The 20,064-nt window shown below is 41.2% G+C and carries 14 protein-coding genes; 3 read left to right on the plus strand and 11 right to left on the minus strand.

All coding sequences use genetic code 11. The annotated features are described in order from the left end of the window. Window positions 1-162 precede the first annotated feature (162 nt). Together D0466_RS02790 and D0466_RS02795 are read left to right on the plus strand one after the other, a co-directional pair. Complete coding sequence (locus tag D0466_RS02790; protein WP_117321041.1) at window positions 163-1,212, plus strand: lactonase family protein; 1,050 nt, start codon at window positions 163-165, stop codon at window positions 1,210-1,212. A gap of 153 nt (window positions 1,213-1,365) precedes the next feature. Next, on the plus strand, window positions 1,366-2,412 hold the full coding sequence (locus D0466_RS02795; RefSeq protein WP_117321042.1) for an LLM class flavin-dependent oxidoreductase: 1,047 nt from the start codon (window positions 1,366-1,368) through the stop codon (window positions 2,410-2,412). 120 nt (window positions 2,413-2,532) lie between these two features. On the opposite strand, the gene D0466_RS23755 is transcribed toward D0466_RS02795, so the two are convergent. From D0466_RS23755 to D0466_RS02825, 6 genes are all read right to left on the minus strand, one after another. Continuing rightward, window positions 2,533-3,057: a cytosine permease gene (locus D0466_RS23755; RefSeq protein ID WP_117321043.1), complete on the minus strand. Its 525-nt coding sequence runs from the start codon at window positions 3,055-3,057 to the stop codon at window positions 2,533-2,535. Window positions 3,058-3,266: 209 nt separating this feature from the next. After that, on the minus strand, window positions 3,267-4,397 hold the full coding sequence (cofH, locus tag D0466_RS02805; RefSeq protein ID WP_233522513.1) for a 5-amino-6-(D-ribitylamino)uracil--L-tyrosine 4-hydroxyphenyl transferase CofH: 1,131 nt from the start codon (window positions 4,395-4,397) through the stop codon (window positions 3,267-3,269). Window positions 4,398-4,426: 29 nt separating this feature from the next. Next, on the minus strand, window positions 4,427-5,614 hold the full coding sequence (gene cofG, locus D0466_RS02810; RefSeq protein WP_117321045.1) for a 7,8-didemethyl-8-hydroxy-5-deazariboflavin synthase CofG: 1,188 nt from the start codon (window positions 5,612-5,614) through the stop codon (window positions 4,427-4,429). Window positions 5,615-5,961: 347 nt separating this feature from the next. Continuing rightward, window positions 5,962-6,603, minus strand: coding sequence for a 2-phospho-L-lactate guanylyltransferase (gene cofC, locus D0466_RS02815; RefSeq protein WP_117321046.1), 642 nt, complete (start codon window positions 6,601-6,603; stop codon window positions 5,962-5,964). 305 nt (window positions 6,604-6,908) lie between these two features. Then, window positions 6,909-7,883, minus strand: a complete 975-nt coding sequence (locus D0466_RS02820) for an LLM class flavin-dependent oxidoreductase (RefSeq protein WP_117321047.1) — start codon at window positions 7,881-7,883, stop codon at window positions 6,909-6,911. A gap of 192 nt (window positions 7,884-8,075) precedes the next feature. Next, window positions 8,076-9,797, minus strand: a complete 1,722-nt coding sequence (locus D0466_RS02825; RefSeq protein WP_117321048.1) for a sigma 54-interacting transcriptional regulator — start codon at window positions 9,795-9,797, stop codon at window positions 8,076-8,078. A 284-nt stretch (window positions 9,798-10,081) separates the two neighbouring features. On the opposite strand from D0466_RS02825, the gene D0466_RS02830 reads away from it, so the two are divergent. Then, entirely contained in the window at window positions 10,082-11,506 is a 1,425-nt protein-coding gene (locus D0466_RS02830) for a cytosine permease (RefSeq protein WP_158555792.1), read from the plus strand. A 389-nt stretch (window positions 11,507-11,895) separates the two neighbouring features. Here D0466_RS02830 and D0466_RS02835 read toward each other — a convergent pair whose 3' ends face one another. From D0466_RS02835 to D0466_RS02855, 5 genes are all read right to left on the minus strand, one after another. Then, window positions 11,896-12,645: an aspartate/glutamate racemase family protein gene (locus tag D0466_RS02835; RefSeq protein WP_117321050.1), complete on the minus strand. Its 750-nt coding sequence runs from the start codon at window positions 12,643-12,645 to the stop codon at window positions 11,896-11,898. A gap of 62 nt (window positions 12,646-12,707) precedes the next feature. Next, the gene (gene ncs1 / locus D0466_RS02840) at window positions 12,708-14,123 is read right to left on the minus strand and encodes an NCS1 family nucleobase:cation symporter (RefSeq protein ID WP_158555793.1); all 1,416 of its coding nucleotides are present in this window, start codon (window positions 14,121-14,123) and stop codon (window positions 12,708-12,710) included. A 359-nt stretch (window positions 14,124-14,482) separates the two neighbouring features. Continuing rightward, the gene (locus tag D0466_RS02845; RefSeq protein ID WP_117322187.1) at window positions 14,483-15,727 is read right to left on the minus strand and encodes a hydantoinase/carbamoylase family amidase; all 1,245 of its coding nucleotides are present in this window, start codon (window positions 15,725-15,727) and stop codon (window positions 14,483-14,485) included. A gap of 19 nt (window positions 15,728-15,746) precedes the next feature. Continuing rightward, window positions 15,747-17,519 (minus strand): hydantoinase B/oxoprolinase family protein, encoded by a 1,773-nt coding sequence (locus tag D0466_RS02850; RefSeq protein WP_117321052.1) that lies wholly within the window; start codon window positions 17,517-17,519, stop codon window positions 15,747-15,749. Between the two features lie 2 nt (window positions 17,520-17,521). After that, on the minus strand, window positions 17,522-19,594 hold the full coding sequence (locus tag D0466_RS02855; RefSeq protein WP_117321053.1) for a hydantoinase/oxoprolinase family protein: 2,073 nt from the start codon (window positions 19,592-19,594) through the stop codon (window positions 17,522-17,524). Between the last annotated feature and the right edge of the window lie 470 nt (window positions 19,595-20,064).

Here is a 20,064-nt window from a genome sequence, read left to right on the forward strand (position 1 = left end):
AATAACAATAGTACTCTTCTTAATAGACTGGGATATGGATATTCCTCCATATTAATTAATATTTTCAGGATGCCCGTTGCCCATTGGATACAGGTGTGAGATTCTGTAGAACAGGATACTTATGATAAAATAGAAATGATATTTTTTTGGAGGCGATCATTTATGAAACTGAAAGGTTATATCGGAACATATACAAAAGGTGACAGCGAGGGCATTTATGCTTTTACCCTTGATACAGAAAACGGTATGCTTAGCAAGACGAGCCTTGCCGCACGATTGGAAAATCCTACATATGTAACGGTCAGCAAAGATAATAGAAATCTGTTTGCAGTAGTAAAGGAAGACGCTTCCGGTGGTGCAGCCGCCTACTCCCTAGATGAACAAACGGGAGAGCTTTCTTTAATAAACTCCAAGGTTACGGAGGGTGCTTCCCCCTGCCATATCGATGTTGATAGAGCAAAGAGAAACATCGTGACTGCGAATTATCATAGAGGAACAGTTGAATCATACACTATTGAAAATGAGGAGGGCTCTTTAAACGCCACTGGTTCTGTCATTCAGCATGAAGGTACAGGGCCGGATAAAGAAAGACAGGAAAAGCCTCATGTGCATTATTCTGGTTTTACACCTGACGAGAGATATATTGCAGTCGTGGACTTAGGTACCGACAGGATTGTAACTTATCGATTATCAGACGGAAAATTAACGGAGGTGCAATCGCTAAACGTGAAACCTGGAAGCGGCCCAAGGCATCTTGTTTTCCATCCCAATGGAAAATATGCTTACGCCATGACTGAGTTAAGCAATGAAGTGATTGTTTTAGCTTATAATCGCGAGGAGGGCAGTTTTGAAGAACTGCAATACATTTCGGCCATTCCAAATGATTTTACTGAAAATAGCCAGGGAAGTGCGATCCGCATATCCAATGACGGGCGTTTTGTCTATGCAGGCAACCGCGGCCATGACAGTATCGCTTTGTTTGCTGTAAACCAAGATTCTGGAGAACTGGCTTTTATAGAGCATACATCAACCGAAGGAAATTGGCCCCGTGATTTTGAGATTGACCCGACTGGAAAATTTGTGGTTGCCTCCAATCAGGAATCCCATAACCTGGTCCTTTTCTCCAGGAATGAGGAAACAGGTAAACTTGCCTTGCTTCAATCAGATATAACAGTCCCATACCCGGTCTGTGTAACTTTTTTAAATGTTTAATTTGTTATAGGTTCCGCAAAATACATGTATGCAGGATGAGCAGTTTTTTTGCTCATCCTTTTTTAAACCGATATAATTTGGTCAGTTATGAAAAGTAAGTATCAGTTAATTTGTAAGGATTAAAGGATAATCTTATAGAAAGAAGATGAATGCATGGCTAGTGAAAGCAACCAAAAGCAATTAAGCGATATTAAATTTTCCGTGCTTGACCTCTCCCCTATCGTGGTGGGCGGTACTGCTTCGGAGTCCTTGAAAAACACACTTGACCTCGCACAGCATGTCGAGAAATGGGGATATACCCGTTACTGGCTTGCTGAACACCATAATATGACCGGGATAGCCAGTTCTGCGACATCAGTTGTAATCGGCCATGTCGCCGGCGGCACATCTAAAATCCGCGTTGGCTCAGGCGGTATCATGCTGCCGAACCATGCGCCGCTTGTGATCGCTGAGCAGTTCGGAACCCTCGAGTCCCTCTTTCCGGGCCGGATCGACCTTGGACTGGGGCGCGCGCCTGGAACCGACCAACTTACTGCATATGCGCTGCGACGGGACAAAATGAGCAATGGCGAGGATTTTCCTGAACAAGTTGAAGAACTGCGAGCATATTTTAATCCGTCCTTAGCTGGTGGGAGCAGGCATGTAAGGGCAGTACCGGGTGAAGGATTAAATATCCCAATCTGGCTCCTCGGCTCAAGCGGTTTTAGCGCCCAAATGGCCGGACAGCTTGGACTCCCATTCTCATTCGCAAGCCATTTCTCTCCAAAAAATACACTAGGTGCATTGAGGCTGTATCGCACAAGCTTCAAACCATCCGATGTGCTGGATAAACCATACGCTATGGTAGGGGTAAACGTGATAGCTGCTGAAACCGATGAAAAAGCAAAACGCCTTGCGACTTCCATGCAGCAGCAATTCCTTGCTCTTATCCGTAATAATCCGGGCCAATTGAAACCGCCGGTTGACAATATGGATGAAATTTGGACACCATACGAAATGGCGGCACTTGAGCAGCAGCTTGGCTCTTCCATTATCGGCGGCCCAGAGACCGTCAAGGAAAAGTTACAAGCCTTCCTTGATGAAACCCAGGCTGACGAAATGATCGTCAATGCCCAAATTTTTGACCATTATGACCGTCTGAGATCCTATGAGATTGTTTCTGACATTACGGGAATTAACCCAGCTTCCAATCCATTATAGGCTGTATTCATGTATAAAATGGAGGTAAGCGGTGCTTGTACCGTCTGCCTCCTTTTGTTCGGGAACTTGACGCAATTATAGAAGAGAGTTTCCTTTATCTTGTTCTTAAGCAAGTGATTATTAGTGTTTAAAAAACTCACGAGGTACAAAAGTGTTTTTCGTAAAAGGCAGAATTCCGTTCATTGTCCAGGCACGATCATCATTCGGTTTTAACGTTGCTAGAATCGCCTCGTTGATCAGGGTTTTGCCAGTTGTATTTTGGTATGGGATCGAATCATGGATTGGTGCTGCAGCCATAGATTTTATTACTAAAACGATTTGGGAATATAGCAATATATGGTTGTACTTTATTTTATTCCAAGTTATTCCATAAACCAAGCGGGGGTTTGAATTGACAACAAACAAAATACCGGTGAGAAAGGCTGAAATAATAGTTACTACACCTGCTTGAAACAAATTTAATTTTCCGGCAGGAGGAAGATAAGAATGGCCAATCATAAAGATTCGAATAACAACCATGGAAGATATCCAAAGCGTGATGTAGGTTTTCAGGCCAAAAAGACGTTTTTCATTCGCGACCGGATTCAATGATTCCCTTCTAGAATTTTTGTTATGTCTGTTGTGTGGTGGCCCGTATTGATTCATCCTTTTTTTGAATTTTCATTATTTCTGTGAAATTATACTCTCCCAGTCTTAAGTAAACAATACTGATAGCTTTAGAGTTTGGTTCTGGCTTATACTAAGCTTTGTTTATGATAATCATAGAAAATAAAGAATAAAGAATTATAATGGTTATCTGTGGCATGGGAATCAAAATCTTAATCATACTGCATAAGAAGGTATATCAGATATGGCTACTTCATTATTTCATACAGGGTATTTCGAACTGCGGGAACTCGCCCTAAATCCAGAATCAAGCGATTAAATTCTTCTGGATTCATATTCTCCCCGAATGGTGCACCAGCCGAGCGTGAAATTGTTTCGTCCATGAGTGTGCCCCCAAAATCATTTGCACCTGCATTTAAAATGATCTGACATGCTTTCGGACCATTTTTAACCCAGGAAACTTGTATATTATCTATCCAGTTATTCAGCATTATTCTTGCCACGGAAACTACTTTAATATCCTCGATTCCAGTTGAACCAGCCCGAGCTCCATGTTTATTAAAAAGTTCAGTGTTATAATGAACAAAACCAAGAGGAACAAACTCTGTAAAACCTCCGGTGTCCTTTTGAATATCACGTAAAAGGGCTAGGTGATTTGCCCAATGTTCCGGTCCGTCTATATGCCCATACATCATGGTAGAAGTTGAACGGATTCCAAGTTTATGGGCCGTCTTTATCGTACTCACCCACTCTTCAGTAGTTAATTTATCTTTAGTTAATAACTTCCGTATCTTGGAATCCAGAATTTCTGCCGCTGTTCCAGGGATTGTGCCCAGACCCGCTTCTTTTAGACTGAATAAATGTTCCTCAATTGAAATCCCGCGTTTACGAGCCCCAAACTTTATTTCAAATGGGGAAAATGCGTGGATATGGAGATCCGGAACAGCATCCTTAATTGCTTTAATAATCTCCACATAATAATTTTCGCTTACTCTGGGATGCAGTCCCCCTTGGATGCAAACTTCAGTCGCACCAATTCCCCAGGCATCTTTTGCCCTTTGAACAATTTCAGCCAAGGGTATAAAATAAGCACCTTCATCTTTTTCTGAAGCAGCGAATGCACAAAATTTACACCCTGTATAACAGACATTTGAAAAGTTAATATTTCTTGTTTTAACATACGTAATTATATCTCCTACAGACCTACGCCTTAATTCGTCAGCTGTTATCATCAATGCATACAGATCGATACCATCAGCTTCAAATAACCTAATTCCCTCTTGCACAGAGATTTCCTTGTCAGCCAATGCTTTATCCAGAATATTAGCAATATCAATTTGGGAACGTCCCAGCAATCTTTCAACCCCGACAAGTTTCATTTCTTCAATGGCTTGGCTACTGTTATTTATCATACCGTCATTTCCCTTCTGACTAGTCTGGTTTCATCGATCAGATGATCTATACGGGATTTAAATACCTCTCGTTTATAAGTTGAGTCTATTAGGTATTCTGGATAAACAGTCAATCGTTCGCGTAATTCAAATCCTAGTTCAGAGCAAATTCTGTGTAACTCCCAAATGTGAGGCCAAGGCTTTTCAGGATTAATAAAATCAGGTGTAAGCGGTGAAATGCCACCCCAATCGTTTATCCCTGCTAACAGAAAAAGCTGGTGTATATTGGGAGTAAGATTGGGAGGCGCCTGAATATTAACGTCTTTACCAAAAATCAAACGGCATACCGCGATTGATCTGACCATATCCCATATGTTTGGTTCAGGAGAATTTCCCATGGCAGTACCCTTTTTTGAGCGAAAGTTCTGAATAATAATTTCTTGAATATGTTGATGCTTTTTATGTTCATCCAATATCGCAAACATGGAATCGACTCGGTCCTTTAGACTTTCGCCAATTCCAATCAGGATACCCGTAGTAAAAGGAATCTGCAGTTCTCCCGCATAGCGTAACGTGTTCAGGCGTACAACTGGAAGCTTATCAGGACACCCTTCATGTGCGTTAAGCTTTGGGTTTATTGATTCCAACATCATTCCCATGCTGCCATTTACGTCCTTCAACTTTTTTAATTCTTTAAATTTAAGGGCTCCTGCGTTGGTATGAGGTATCATACTTGTTTTGTCAATAATCAACTGGCAAATATCGTATACGTAGTCGAGCATCTTATCATATCCAAGTTTCTTTAATTTTTCTTTTGCAAGCGGATATCGTAACTCAGGTCGTTCTCCGAGACTAATCAGCACCTCTTTACAGCCCATCGCCTCCGCCCTCATCAATTGGCTATACACTTCGCTCGGAGCCATAATATGGGCTTCAGGGTCGCTTGGGTCTTTTACAAACGTACAATATCCACAAGTATTTCGGCACATATTTGTTAATGGAATGAAAACTTTGCGCGAATAAGTGACCGTATTCCCTTTCCTTTCGTCTCTAAAAGCGGAAGCAACCCTCATTAACTCCAATAGCTGTGTACCCTGTACATTTATTAACTGGTAAGCTTCTTCCTGCGTTGCATAGCCTCTTATTTGAATATCCTCCAGTACCTGGGTTACACTTTTTTGTTCCGAATTGGTAATATTCCCCAAAAAATTATCCTCCCATTAGGTTAATGTCTGCGATTAGCTGATTAATGTAATTTGGGATTACTTCATTATCTGAACGGTAATGTTAATATAAGCACGGCCCCATTTTCACAGCTTGCATATTATCTAAACCTTCAGTGTGAATATCTGGTTTTTATCTTTTATTTCATTTGTTGCATCTACTGGTTTTTAGATTGACCTAGATCCGTGTAAAATGTTATATCCAGCTTTGCCAGGACAAAGTGCCAACCCTTTTCCTTCGTTTCCTGTGAATATGTATCATATCACTTTACTTTTTTTAATACGTACCGATATCTTATGAATGTAGAAAGTTATAGCTGTCCCATCATTCAACATTTGAAGATTTGATTTCTTTCCAAAAAATCCTTGGTTTTTGTTCCTTGTCCCATTGTTTTCAACAAAAGTAAATCATCTATTGTATCTATATCCAAGGATAATGACGAACTATGAAAAACCCAATAGTGTAATCCTGCCTTTTTTGCCAATAGACAATGCTCTTCCCTGCTATTCAATCCGAAAGCTGTTTGAATGACTCCTGGCGGTGATAATACCAATACATTGGTTCCAGTTCCTTTTTTACATGGAATAACGGAGACAGAATGATTTTTTACCATTTTAACTAGATTGGTAATTTCATCGCAGGAAATTAAAGGTATATCCGCTGGAAATATAAAAAGGTGCTGAACATCACGAGGCAATGTTTCAACAACAAACTGTATTGCTTGGTTCATTCCCAGGGCGTCCTCTCCCTCATGAAAAATATGGACACCAAATTGTTTGGCGATAGCAATAGCCCTGGCATCGCTGGTTACGATACCTACAGCATCAATTGATGAAACTTTGGACAATGTATTAAGTACATCATAAAGCATCGAATCAGCAAGACCGATCCGTTCATATAAAGAGAGCCAGTTTTTAAGCCTCGTTTTTGCTTTGTTCATTGGTTTTTGTAAAACAATAGCCAAATTCACTGGTACCACTCCCTATATACGATTCATCTTTCAATCCCGATCCCTGGTGATGAATAACGTATCCTAAGTATAGATAGTGATACAAAAGTCTGGGGATGGTATAGGTTAAATCTCTAGAAATTGTCTTCCGTATTAATAACAGCCACGATATCTTCCTTTAGCAGTACCTACTAAACCCTTCAAGATTTTGGGCCACCGACTCCGCCTGGTAAGCCATTCTCTCTTTCACTCCTGTTAGGAAATATCTAACCCCCCCTTCGTCAACAAATTACATTTTAAAAGGGGGACTTTTCTCTGGAGGCAGTTTACGCCCCAATTACTGATTCTATAGTTTCTTTAATATTAGAACCAAAGGTAAATAGCACCGGACAATCTATTCCAGCGTCCCGGTAATCCTGAATCCGCTTGCGAACATGTTCCGGGGTGCCAGCCGCTACCAAATCGTCCACTATTTCTTCAGTTATTAGTTTTGCTCCTGCCTCCAAACCGCCTTTGTTGACTGCTTCCTGAACCTTTGCAAGGTATTGTTCACTATAACCGGTTTCCTGGACGATATTGGGGAATCTAGTCAAATACATGGCAATAAACGGACGAACACGGTCACGGGCCAGGTCTGGGTTTTGATCCACAGATGTAATAAGTGCGATGGTACGGTCAATTTCCGTAAGATTACGGCCAGTACGCTCGGCTCCATTTCTTAGCCGTTCAATTGACCTTTTAACGTAATTGCATGATACAAAGGCGTTCATCAACACGCCATCAGCTGCCTCGCCGGCATATTCCATGGCCTTTGGACCTGTGACACCAAGGTAGACTGGCATTGAAGGGCGGATAGGTTTGTACTCAAGCTTTACGCCCTGAACATTGACGAATTCTCCTTTGAAATTAACCTCTTCTCCAGCAATAAGTCCCTTGGCAACATAAAGATATTCACGAAGCCTTGTGATCGGTTTTTTAAAGGTATGTCCTTGAGGCTCCAATACTAACGGAGACCCGGGACCAACACCAAAAATTGCACGGCCGCCCGAAAGCTCATCCAAGGTAGCATATGAGGTTGCTAAAATGACAGGATTTCGGGTAAAAACGTTAACCACCCCTGTACTGATTTTTATTTTTTGGGTAGTGGCAGCGATGGCTGCGGCCGGTACAAAACTATCCCTCGCAAAGCGGGTTTCCGCTACCCAAGCTGATTCAAAGCCAAGGGATTCAGCGTATTGAGCAAGTTTAACCATCTCAGGAACTTCTGGTTCACCTAAAAATGCAAGACCCATTCGTTTCATAATCGATTCCTCCTCCAATTGGTTTGCAGGAAAGAATATGCAAGTTTCATGCCAAGTGCCCTTTCCCAGTTTCTCAAGGTTCTTGCAAGACGAAAAAAATAAAGGTTGCAATATAGCAATATAAATACAGTAAATTCTATATTTTCTAATAAAAGTTACCGTATTTATATTGATCGTAACTTTGCATTTTCGCTAAATATATTGCATTTCAGCAAACTGGATATTATATTTCTTTACTTTTCGGCTAATTGTAGAAATGTCAACTCCGAGTCTTTCGCTTACTTCCTTTAAGGTCCTTGACTGTTTCACCGCCTGCTCAAGAATATTTTTTTCAAATTGTGACATGGCCTGTTTCAAAGTTAGTCCATCTTGAACTAGTGGATGCTGGGATACGTGATTCACCATTTTACTAGGTAAATCTTTCTTAAGAATGTAGTCACCCGGAATGGTTACCACGAGACGCTCAATTGTATTCTGCAGTTCACGTACATTGCCTGGCCAGGAGTAATTTACCAAGATTTCCAAAGCCTCGTTCTCCATAGTTTTGGATTTTTTGTATTTATGAGTAAAAAGCCGAAGGTAGTGCTCAATCAGAAGGGGAATGTCTTCTTTTCTTTGTCGCAGACTCGGAATTGTGATAGGTATGACATTAAGCCGGTAATATAAATCCTCCCGGAAAGCTCCTTCGTCTACCATTTTTTCTAAATTTCGGTTCGTTGCAGCAATGAATCGTATATCAACATTGATTGGCATTGTGTTTCCCAGAGGGGTCAGTTTCTTCTCCTGCAACACCTGGAGGAGTTTAACTTGCAATTGTGACGGCATCTCCCCGATTTCATCCAAAAAAAGGGTACCTTCATTTGCACTGGCAATAATCCCTTTCTTACCTTCCCGGTTTCCCCCGGTAAAGGTGCCTTTGGCATAACCAAACAATTCAGACTCCATTAGCGTTTCAGGAATGGCTCCGCAGTTTATTTTTAGAAAAGGCTTAGTCCTACGCACGCCGAGATTGTGAATCCTGCGCGCCAGTACTTCCTTTCCGACCCCGGATTCGCCAAGAATCAGCACGGTTGAGTCTACATCTGCAATACGTCCGGCCAGTTCATTCAATTCCTCCATCTCTTTTGAATGGATGACAATATGCTCCTCCCCCGGCAGATTGACACGTCCCCATTCTGTCTGATAGTAGTGCATTAACTGTCTCATTTCCTCCAACTGCTTTGAAAGCTTATCCTCTTCAGTAACATCTTTAGATATATTAATTACCTTATTAAGCGTGCCATCTTCGTTGTAGACAGGGTATCCTGATACCACCAAACGCCTTCCAGATTTAGTCGTTTGGGCCAATGTAATTTTTCTTCCTTCCCGAATAACACTCTTGGTAGAAGAAAAGTCGACAACCCCCTGTTCTTCCAATTCATTCACTTGACGACCTAGCAGGTCTTGTGCTTTCAAGCCTAGAATCTTTTCACAGGTAGCATTTACACGCAATATCGTCCCTTTCCTATCCGTAATTGTTACCATTTCGCCAATGAGATTCATTATGATCTCAAGCTCTTGCTTTAATTCAATGGTTGCTTGGGAATGTTCTGCCAACTGATCAATAGCTTTATTTTCGTAGAGGACTATAAGACCGGCTTTTCTCTCATCAATTTGAATAGGAAGTTCAAAAAGGATTAGTGGGTTCCCGGTTTCGGTCTTAGAGTGTGAAACAGAGGCAATGTTGGTTTTAATGGCTTTAAAGATGGCTGTTGTGGAAAAAAATGAGTTAATAAATTCACCTTGCATTTGTTGTGCCGTCCGGTCCAATACTTTTCCAGTCGCCTGATTGCAGAACATGATCCTCCCTCGTTCGTCCGTCACCATTATGCCAAAGGGTAAATGATCCATGATTTTCTCTAAACTTATGAACATTGAATATACCTCCTAGGTAAAATCAGGATTCAATCTTTTCTAAATGTTTGAGGATATGTGGTTTGCAATTCAGCAAAAAAGTTTGCAAATTTTCCTGTCCCATTTACCCTTATTCTAGTTTGAATTTTTAGAATTTTCAATAGATTTATTGTAAATTTGCAAACCACTGGTTCTTTTTGCCTCTATTTTGCTTTAGTTCTTTGGTCATTTATACCCCTAAGGTTTTGGCATCCTTCTTGCATAATCTCTAAATGAAAGTAAGTATTCCTAAAGGAGGTTCTTTTATGAGCCATGAACAAGAAACCGGTATAAGTCTTAAGTCGAAAGATTTGATCCCTACAAAGACAGAACAGCGACACATTTCCAATCTTGGCTTTTTGATGCTTTGGATTGGCATTGCAGTGCAACTTGTATCCTTTATTGCCGGGGCTCAACTGTTCCCCGCTTTGTCCCCAGCCGAAATTTTGCTTACCTGCTTAATTGGGAACTTAATTGTGGCCATTCTCCTAACACTAATGGGTGATATCGGCATTCGTTATGGTATTCCTTACGCAGTGTACATCCGTGCATGCTTTGGTTATCTGGGAACGCACATCCCGGCGGTTATCCGTGCTATCCCCGCCATGTTTTGGTTTGGATTTTTAACCTGGATGGGTGCCTTTGCATTAAACACGATTATGGAAATGCTTACCGGCTACTCAAATCTCACTCTCCTTATTATCTTGTTTGGAATTGTTCAAGTTATCAATACTGCCATGGGTATGGAGGCCGTTTCCAAGTTTGAATGGCTCGCTTCGCCAACCATTCTTATCATTGGTGTCGTTCTCCTGTTCATGATTATGAACGATTACCAGCTCACATTAAGCAATATTTTCTCCATAGAAGGGGAAGGAGGCATCTCCATTGGGTTCGCTATTGCTGCACAAATGGGTGCCTACATTACGATGGCACTCAATGCAATGGATTTCACCCGATTTCTGAAAGTGAAACAAGAAGCGGTACAGGGATCATGGTGGCAAGCCAATAGAGGAAGCTTTATGGGGCATAGCATCGGCTTGATTGCATCATTGATTCTATTTACGTTTATTGGTCTTATAAGCGGCATTGCCACGGGAAATTGGAATCCCATCGAAGTCATGATACAAACTGTGGGAGAGGATAACCCGCTTCTTCTGATAGTCTGTTTAGTGTTCATCGTTCTTGCTCAATGGTCCACCAATATCAGTGCCAACTTGATCCCTACCTCGTATATCATTATCAACTTTTTTCCGCGGAAGATTAACTTGGTTACAGCGACGATAATCGCAAGCATTATTGGGCTGCTGATGCAGCCTTGGAATTTTTCTGAACATATGCCAACCATTCTAATGTTTATTACGGCTCTTTTAGCGCCCATTGTTGGAATCATGTTCTGCGATTATTATCTTCTGCGAAAGCGCCGGTTAAATGTTGATGAGCTATACAAAGCAGGCGGCCAGTATAAGTATTGGAAAAATGTAAATCCGGCTGCCCTTCTATCGTATCTCCCTGGGTTCATACTGGCACTGTTATTTCCGGATTTTGGTTTTGTTATAGCCTTTGCCGTAGCAGCTCTAGTTTATTATCCAGCCATGAAATATTGGATTGTCAAACGGTATCCGCAGCCCGAAATCACTGAGACTGTTCCAGGCGGGAACATCGAGAAAAATGTGAGGAATCAAGATATTTAGTACTTAGCAATTGTTTTTCTGCATATAGGCAAGTAAATGATCGAAGGAAACCGGCGATATTAAATGCGTCCGATTTCCTTTTATCCTGTGTTAAGATTTAATTTCATCAACCAAATAGGTCCCTTCCTTTGCTCAGATGATTGTATAAATGAGCCTTCGACTTTTTCATAACTAACACCTTTTATAAAAGCTACAGGAATCGAATCAGCTTTTGCTAACCAATTCCCCGGTTGAAACAATTTCCCCTTTATCACCAAAGAAATAGTAAAAAAGGGCAATCCACCAGCGGGTGAATCTTGCCCTAAAATTGTTTAATCAGTACTTATATTTCTTTAATTTTATATGAACAAATTGAGCCTTATCTTGAAACCCTGAACCAGATTAACAAACTATTTTATCGTTGCCTCATTATGTCCAAAGTTCTTCAGCTCTCCAATATATTCTTTTTTCTCTGGGTATTTATAGGTTTTGAGCTTGCTCGTTTTCTTTCCTAGGTCCACGATGGCTTCAGCAAATTTCACACCCGCTACAACCCCATCAATTACTGGGACTCCTAATTCTTTTTCAAGACTATCTGCAAATTCTGCCATTCCGGCACATCCCAGTAAAATAGCTTCTGCATGATCTTCCTCAACAGCTTTTTTTCCTTCCTTCCTTAACATTTCAATTCCTGCTTCAGGATCTCTCTCAAAATCAAGTACACCCATCGGCGTAGTTCGAATGTTTAGGACTCGCTTTTCCATGCCATAAGAATCAATAAGTTCTTCTAACATTGTTTTGATTCTTGGTAAAACTGTGACGATAGAAAATCTAGCGGCAAGCATTGAAGCTAAATATACAGAAGCCTCCGCAATACCCACCACAGGTTTATCTGTAACTTCCCTGGCAGCATTTAATCCTGGGTCTCCATAGCATGCGATAACAAAGGCATCAACGCCTTCATCTTCTCCCTTTTTAATCTCTTCAAGTACTCCTGGGATACTTAAATATTCATCATAATAAGATTCTATTGAAACAGGGCCCATCTTTGGGCTCACGGCAAGAATTTCCGTGTCTGGCCGTGCCGCTGACTTGGCAGCATGTTCAATGCCTTTTGTCATTGCCAATGTCGTATTAGGATTGATTACTTTAATTTTCATAAATTTATCCTCCTCGAATTTTGTTGAATTATATAAGTCTATTACTTTAGTGTTTTAAAATTTCATGCCTCCTTCTTTACTTCACGTGTTTCTATCTGAAAATATGGATCCGTAACTTCAGGTTGATCATAAATCTTACAAATCCAATATTTCATCAAGCAATAATATAAAACCGATGCTATTAACAAAGCCGTAACAAAACCATAATCAGGGAATAGAAGAACGGAAAGACCTGAAGGAATGTAAGCAATAATGGCAGCAGGATTGAAATTCTTCCAATACTTGTATTGCCCATCGACTTTATAAAGTTCCTCTACATTCAGCTTTCGTCTCCTAAGCAAGTAATAATCTGTAAACATAATGCCAACGATAGGCGCCAACGTTGCTGTTATGAGAATAAGAATTTGCGGGACGAATTCCGCATAATTCCATGGTTGGATAAGCAGTCCAATAATACCGGCAATAATTGAACCCATCGCAAAAGTGATTTTACGTGGGAATAGGTTTACTATTATATATCCCGGAGGCAATAGATTGGCACTGATATTGGTAGACCATTGGGCTAAAATGACAAAGGCTAAACAAACGACTAACAACAACGGATTATCTTTCCCCATAGTTTGGACCATGGCATCAATTGGATTCCAAGTGCCGGTTGCCACACCGCTGGTAAGCCCGATAATCGTAAATAGCAGCATAGAACCTACAAGGCCAAAGGAATGGGCCCAAAAGCTTCCTTTATTCACGTGCCACCATTTAGCATTGGTGCCAGTTCTTGTTTTTAGGAATCGGGTGAAATCCGGCGCGTTCAATGCCATAGTAATATAAGTTCCCATCATAACTACCACAGCAAATCCCATTGATAAACCGCCTTCTCCGCCATGGGAGAATATCTCACCAAAAGTTAAATCATGCTGTTTCATGATAAAGATCTGCAAAACTACACCAATAATTAAGATACTAGGAGATGCAAGCCATTCAAATTTTGTGATAGCTTCCATTCCCATCGCAGTATTAATGATTTGGACTGCTCCAAATAAAATGATCAATAAAGTAAGGTTAGAATATCCGGTTAACATTTTCATGATTGCATCCAGTGCATAAGCCCCCATCCATGTTTGGAAACCAAACCAGAACACTGCGGGAACTGCACGTACCAAAGCAGGTATATGTGCCCCTAAATAACCAAAGCAAGCCCTAATAAATACTGCATAAGGTATTCCATACCTTACACCAATATCTCCTAACAAAGTTAAAAGAACAGCGACTATGAAATTACCAATGATACAGGCTATTATGATCTGCATCGGTGAAAGTGCTGGATAAAGCTGAGCTGCCGTGATTGGGGTTACAAGCTGAACTGCTATACCAACCCAAAGAATGAAGTAGGCTACCGCCGACAAATTTCTTTCGTTGCCCGAGGTCGGCATGATATCCTTTCCAGTTAAACTAATTCCTTTTTCTGAATCTTGATTCAAATACATTACCCCCTCTTAAAACATTTTTTATTTTTGAAAGAAATTTTTTTGGAGCACATAATTATTACTAATGATTTTTGAATGGCATTAGACAATTGATAATATTTTGTTGGGGATTTAAGTCTATCAGAAATAATCTATTTTCTTAGAAGAACAAATCATGAAGCGTGTTAAACATTTATCTAAGTTTAGGTTGTTACAGATATCAGTTCATATGGACCTAAAGAATAATAAAACAAACTAAAGACAGAAAATGCACTCCTAAACTCTTCGTGTTTTCCCAAAATAGAATTTCGAAATGCGTTGCGATTAGTTTATAATATCGTACGGCAGCCATAACTGGCTGCCATACAGCTTTTTCAAATGTGCTTTAAAACTGATTCATAAAGTACCTTAGTTCCCGTGACAATATCATCGATTTCTGCCCATTCTTTGGGCTGATGGCTGATACCATCCCGGCATCGGACAAACACCATGCCAATTTCCGTGATTTCAGCTAGTAACATAGCATCATGACCGGCTCCGCTAATCATAACAGGAGCCTCTATCGCCAGTGATTTGCATGCTTCCTTGATCGTGTTTACAAGATTTCCAGAGCATTTCACCGGGGGGATATCGATACTCCTCTCAATCTCATACTCTAAACCTCTGTCTTTACATATACGAAGGATCTTTTCTTCTATTTTCTTAATAATATTATTTCGTCTTTCTAAGTCAATGTCCCTAATGTCAAGGGAAAATTCTACAAACTCAGGAATAATATTGCTTCCTCCTGGAAAGGCCGTTATTCTGCCGATTGTCCCTACAGCAGGCGCGTTTGGATCTGCTTTGCAAAGCCGTTCCACTTCTATGATTACTTCTGCAGCACCCACCAAGGGGTCTTTCCGGAGGCTCATAGGTACGGTTCCTGCATGGCCCGCTTCACCTTTGAGTTTCACTTTGAGCCAGGATGGACCTGCGATGCCGCTAACAATACCTACCGGATAATTATTTTTTTCCAAATATGGTCCCTGTTCTATATGGATCTCAAAGTAGGCTTTGATATCGCCCTTTTTTCGGATGGATTCATTCATAAGGTCTGGATTAATCCCAAAACCAAATGTTTTCAGGGCTTCGTACCTAGAGATATCGTAGTCATCAACCTTACTTAAGTCGTCATCTGATACTTTCCCTATCATTCCTCTGCTGCCAAATAATCCATCATTGAATCTTGATCCTTCCTCTTCGCAAAAAGCGACCACTTCAATGGGATGTTCATGGGTAAGATTTGATTCGTTTATGTTGTGAACAACTTCAATACCGGCCAGGACACCAATAATGCCATCGAATTTTCCGCCATTTCGGACCGAGTCTATGTGTGAACCAATCATTACCGGTGACAAGCCTGGTTTATTCCCTTCCTTGCGTCCAATTAAATTTCCAAAGTGGTCATGTATTACGGTAAGGCCCGCTTCCCTCATCCATTGTGAAACTAAAAGGGTAGCTTCTCTATCTTCCTTCGTTAATGCAAGACGCTGGACACCATTCTCTTTTGTTTTGCCTATTTCACCAAGGCTTTCTATACGGCTACTTAACCTTTGTCCATTGATTACTACAGTTTTCATGGAATCCTCCAATTTCACCTTAGCGTTTTCTAAGTTGTTGCGTCTTGTCATAATCTACTTTTCCTGAGTCTGTGATAAAGACTCCATAATCTTCTAGAGCTTTTTCCTTAGGAATGAAGCCATCAAGGTAGTCTGAAAGAACTTTGTCCGGATCCCTTTCGTAGGCATTGCCATAGCCGCCTCCACCCGGGCCGGTCAATTGGATCTTGCTTCCCGCTTTTGCAATTCTGTTTGGAAGTTTTGAAGGAAGCTTAATCGGTTCTTCCCTTTCACTTTCTTGAATGGTCAAGCTTCCAACCGAACCCGATTTCCCTCCATCAAATCCCCAAGGTGCAAATTTATGTCCATCTGCCTCAACCGAGAAGCTTCCATCAGCCAAGAAGCTGATTTCACGGACGGAACCAATCCCTCCACGCCATTTTCCAGGGGCACATTCATTATCTTTCAGTTCATAACGCTCTACCCTTAAAGGATAGTGGGATTCGATATCCTCAATCGGATTATTTCGGGTGTTTGCATACAGAGTATCCACCGCATCCATTCCATCTTTGCCGTAACGTCCCCCATAGCTTCCTTCCATAATATCCATATATACCCAGTAGTTTTCATCCTTTTCGCCACTAAAGGCAACGACCTGCAGGTTTCCGACACCGGCACTTACTTGATGTGGAACAACTTGAGCCAATGCTTTCATTAGTGTATCTGCTACAATATTCCCTGAGTTAAATCTGGCAATCGTCGGAGCCGGGAAAGTCGGGTTGCATAGCGTGCCTTTAGGAGCAATGATCTGTATTGGCCGGACCAGGCCTGAATTTTGCGGAAAACTCCCATAAATGGTAGAGTCCAGCATAATTGAGCGTAAAGTTAGATAAATCGCGATGTCGACAGTTCCCATTAACGGCATATTGACCGGTCTGTCTTTAACCTGCGGGCTTGTGCCTGTTAAGTCTACTATCATATCGCTGCCGTTAACCTTTACCGTCACCGTAATTTTTAAATCCTTTTTAGCAGGATCATCACTGTCCAGATAGCCATCTAAGTAACCTTCTGCTGAATATTCGCCATCCGGAAGCTTCTTTATTGCTTCCCTCATCATTTTCTCTGAGTAATGCATTAATTCTTCACTTGCAGCAACTACGGTGTCCAAACCAAATTTCTCGATAATTTCTATATACCGTTGGGCACCGATTTTGGCAGCTGCAATTTGTGCTTCCATATCCCCGACAACCAATTTAGGCGCACGGATGTTATCCATAAGCAAGTCCCATACATAGCGGTTTTTTACACCTTTGTCATACACCTTGATAGCCTTGAACTGAAGCCCTTCGGCATATGCATCAACCGCATCCACAATGCCGCAGCTGCCTGGTGTAGAAGAACCAATATCTAAATGGTGAGCAGTAGTTACAGAAAATCCAATTAATTCATCTTTATAAAAAACAGGGATACAAAAGCCAACGTCCGGACCGTGAGAAGCACCATGATAAGGTGAGTTATGCATGATTACATCGCCGGGATGGAAGGCGTCATTCCGTTCCTCCATAATCTGGCGGATTCCCTTGATGTATCCAGGAATTGGTCCGGATTGTAAAGGTGTACTATGAGTGGACTCACATAACTGCTGCCCTCTTATGTCTACCAGTGCGCAGCCAAAATCCTCGGATTCCCTAATAATGCTTGAGTAAGCCATCCGTGCAAGTTTATGCCCCATTTCTACTGCGACATTCTCCAATGCGCCAAGGACAACCTGAACGGTAATAGGATCTATTTTTTTCGTTTTGAGTTGTGTCATCTTTATGCACCTACCTTGATAATCATATTTCCAAATTCTTCGATATAAGCAGTACAGCCAGGAGGAATGACAGTGGTTGTGTCTTTTTGAAGCACAATACATGGACCATGGAATTCAGTGTCGCCAGGAATCTTTTCTCTTTGGTAGAATTTTGTTTCTACTTTTTCAAGATTTCCATTTATGTTGAATATAGTTTCACCTTTTTTTAAAAATGCATCTTCCAACTGGAACTCATGATTGATTGCCTGCTTCTCGATTTTAGGCATATAACCAGTACCAGTAACACGGATATTGACAATTTCAATTGGGCTTTCCAAGAAATTATGTCCATATTCACCTTTGTGGCTTTCATGGAAACTGGTAAAAGCTTCGCTGATTGTTTCTTCATTCAGGTTGCCACTAGGCAGTTCAATCCGTAATTCATATCCTTGCCCTGCATAACGTGCATCAGCGCTTCGGTGTATCTGGATTTCATTCTCCGCAACCCCATCTTCTTTCAATTGATTGACCAATTGAGATTCCAGGGTTTGGTAATCTTGATTTAACCGCTCGAAGTCCATATTGGTGCTTAACATAAATTCCGTTTTGATGACGTCGTATTTTAAGTCGGTTGTCAAAAGTCCTGTGGCTGAGTTGATGCCTGGATATAACGGAATAATGACCTCAGGGATATTCAAAATTTTCGCGACATCAACAGCGTGGAGCGGACCAGCACCGCCAAAGGCAACCAACGAGAATTCCCTCGGGTCCTCCCCTTTTTGGATCGTTCTTTCACGAATGGCATTCGCCATATTGTTATTCATGATTTGGAGGATTCCTTCAGCCGTTCTTTCCCTCGTTAATTCCAGCTGTTCAGCTAATTCGTCAATGACCTTATAAGCCGCATTTGTATAGATGCTCATTTCTCCGCCAAGGAAGTTGTGTTCATCAATTCTTCCGAGTACCACATTGGCATCACTAACTGTAGGCTTTAATCCGCCGTGTCCATAACAAGCAGGTCCCGGACGGGAACCAGCGCTTCTTGGCCCTACTTTGAACGCTCCGCCTTCATCAATGTGGGCAATGCTTCCGCCGCCGGCACCGATTGTATGGATATCAATCATAGGAACCATAACAGGATAACCGGCAATCCATGTATCGCGGGCAGATGATTCGCTATAACCGCTATCAGTGATTATGCCGATGTCAGCGCTTGTACCTCCAACGTCAAAGGTAATCAATTTCTGGCGATTCGTTAACTCCCCGGCCCAAGCACCCCCGAGTATACCTGCAGCAGGCCCTGAAAGAAGGGTATTAACGGGTTTTTCAGAAACTGTCTTAGGTGTTGCAACACCCCCATTTGATGCCATTATATGGAGTTCAGCGGAAATGCCGTTATCTTTCAAACTGTGTTCCAGGTTTTGAATATAATGTTTTACCTTGGGGCCAACAAATCCATTTATTGAGGCTGTTGTAAACCGCTCGAATTCACGGAACTGCGGAGAAACCTCCGAAGAAATAGTCACAAATGCTTCCGGGTACTCCTCCTCGATAATTTCTTTAGCTCTTTGTTCATGCGATGGGTTAATATAGGAAAATAGGAAGTTAACAATGATGGAATCAACACCTTTTTCCTTCAAGGTAGCAACAGCTCCGCGCACTTGATCTTCGTCTAATGACTTGATAATCTGGTCTTTGGCTGGACCCATACGCTCGGCAACCGCCAATCGATTACGCCGTTGGACCAATGGTCTGGCTTGCCAGGGAATATCCTGCATGATGGAATGATTTTGCGGCCTTTGGTGCCTGCCGATATGTATGATGTCCCTGTAACCTTCGGTTGTCAACATCCCGGTTTTGGCTCCGTCGTACTCAAGAATCGCGTTAGTTGCAATTGTAGTTCCGTGAAAAACATGATCAATTTCAGATTTCTCAATATTCTGCCGTTCACAGAGTTCCAGGATGCCCTGCACTACCCCGTTCGACGGATCCTCCAATGTTGTCGGAACTTTATGGATTGCTGTCATTCTCTTTTCAGTATCGTTATAAATGACATCTGTAAAAGTTCCCCCTACGTCAACTCCAAATAATTTCATATATCAGTGCCCCCTATAAAATGTTGTCATATGTTATATATGCAAGTACTGTGCCAAATTAAAAATCTTTATAAAAAGCGACAAAATTTTGTTGAAATTTGTTTCAAATTGCAATTGTGCAATTCCAAAAAACTAAATCATCAATTTATTCTGAAAATTCAATGGACAAATATACTCTTGCAATATCACACATAGAATTGCAATAGTGCAACTTTCCAACAGTGCTTCCATACATTCGAACTTTATGAGAATTTTGAATCAATACCGAATTTTTGGGCTAGTTTTTTTCTTGGTAGACGAAATTTCCAGGGCTGTCATTTTCAAATGTAACATTTATATAAAATTTCCAGGTGGATTTTCCTGGTTATCCAACCATATTTTAATAGGTTATTTATTGTTTTATATATAAGAATTCGGGAATATATAGAATGTAAGCCAATACGATGAAGGGACTGGTCAAATTGCAAGGT

Source organism: Peribacillus glennii (assembly GCF_003429105.1).
In the GTDB taxonomy this organism is placed as follows: domain Bacteria; phylum Bacillota; class Bacilli; order Bacillales; family DSM-1321; genus Peribacillus; species Peribacillus glennii.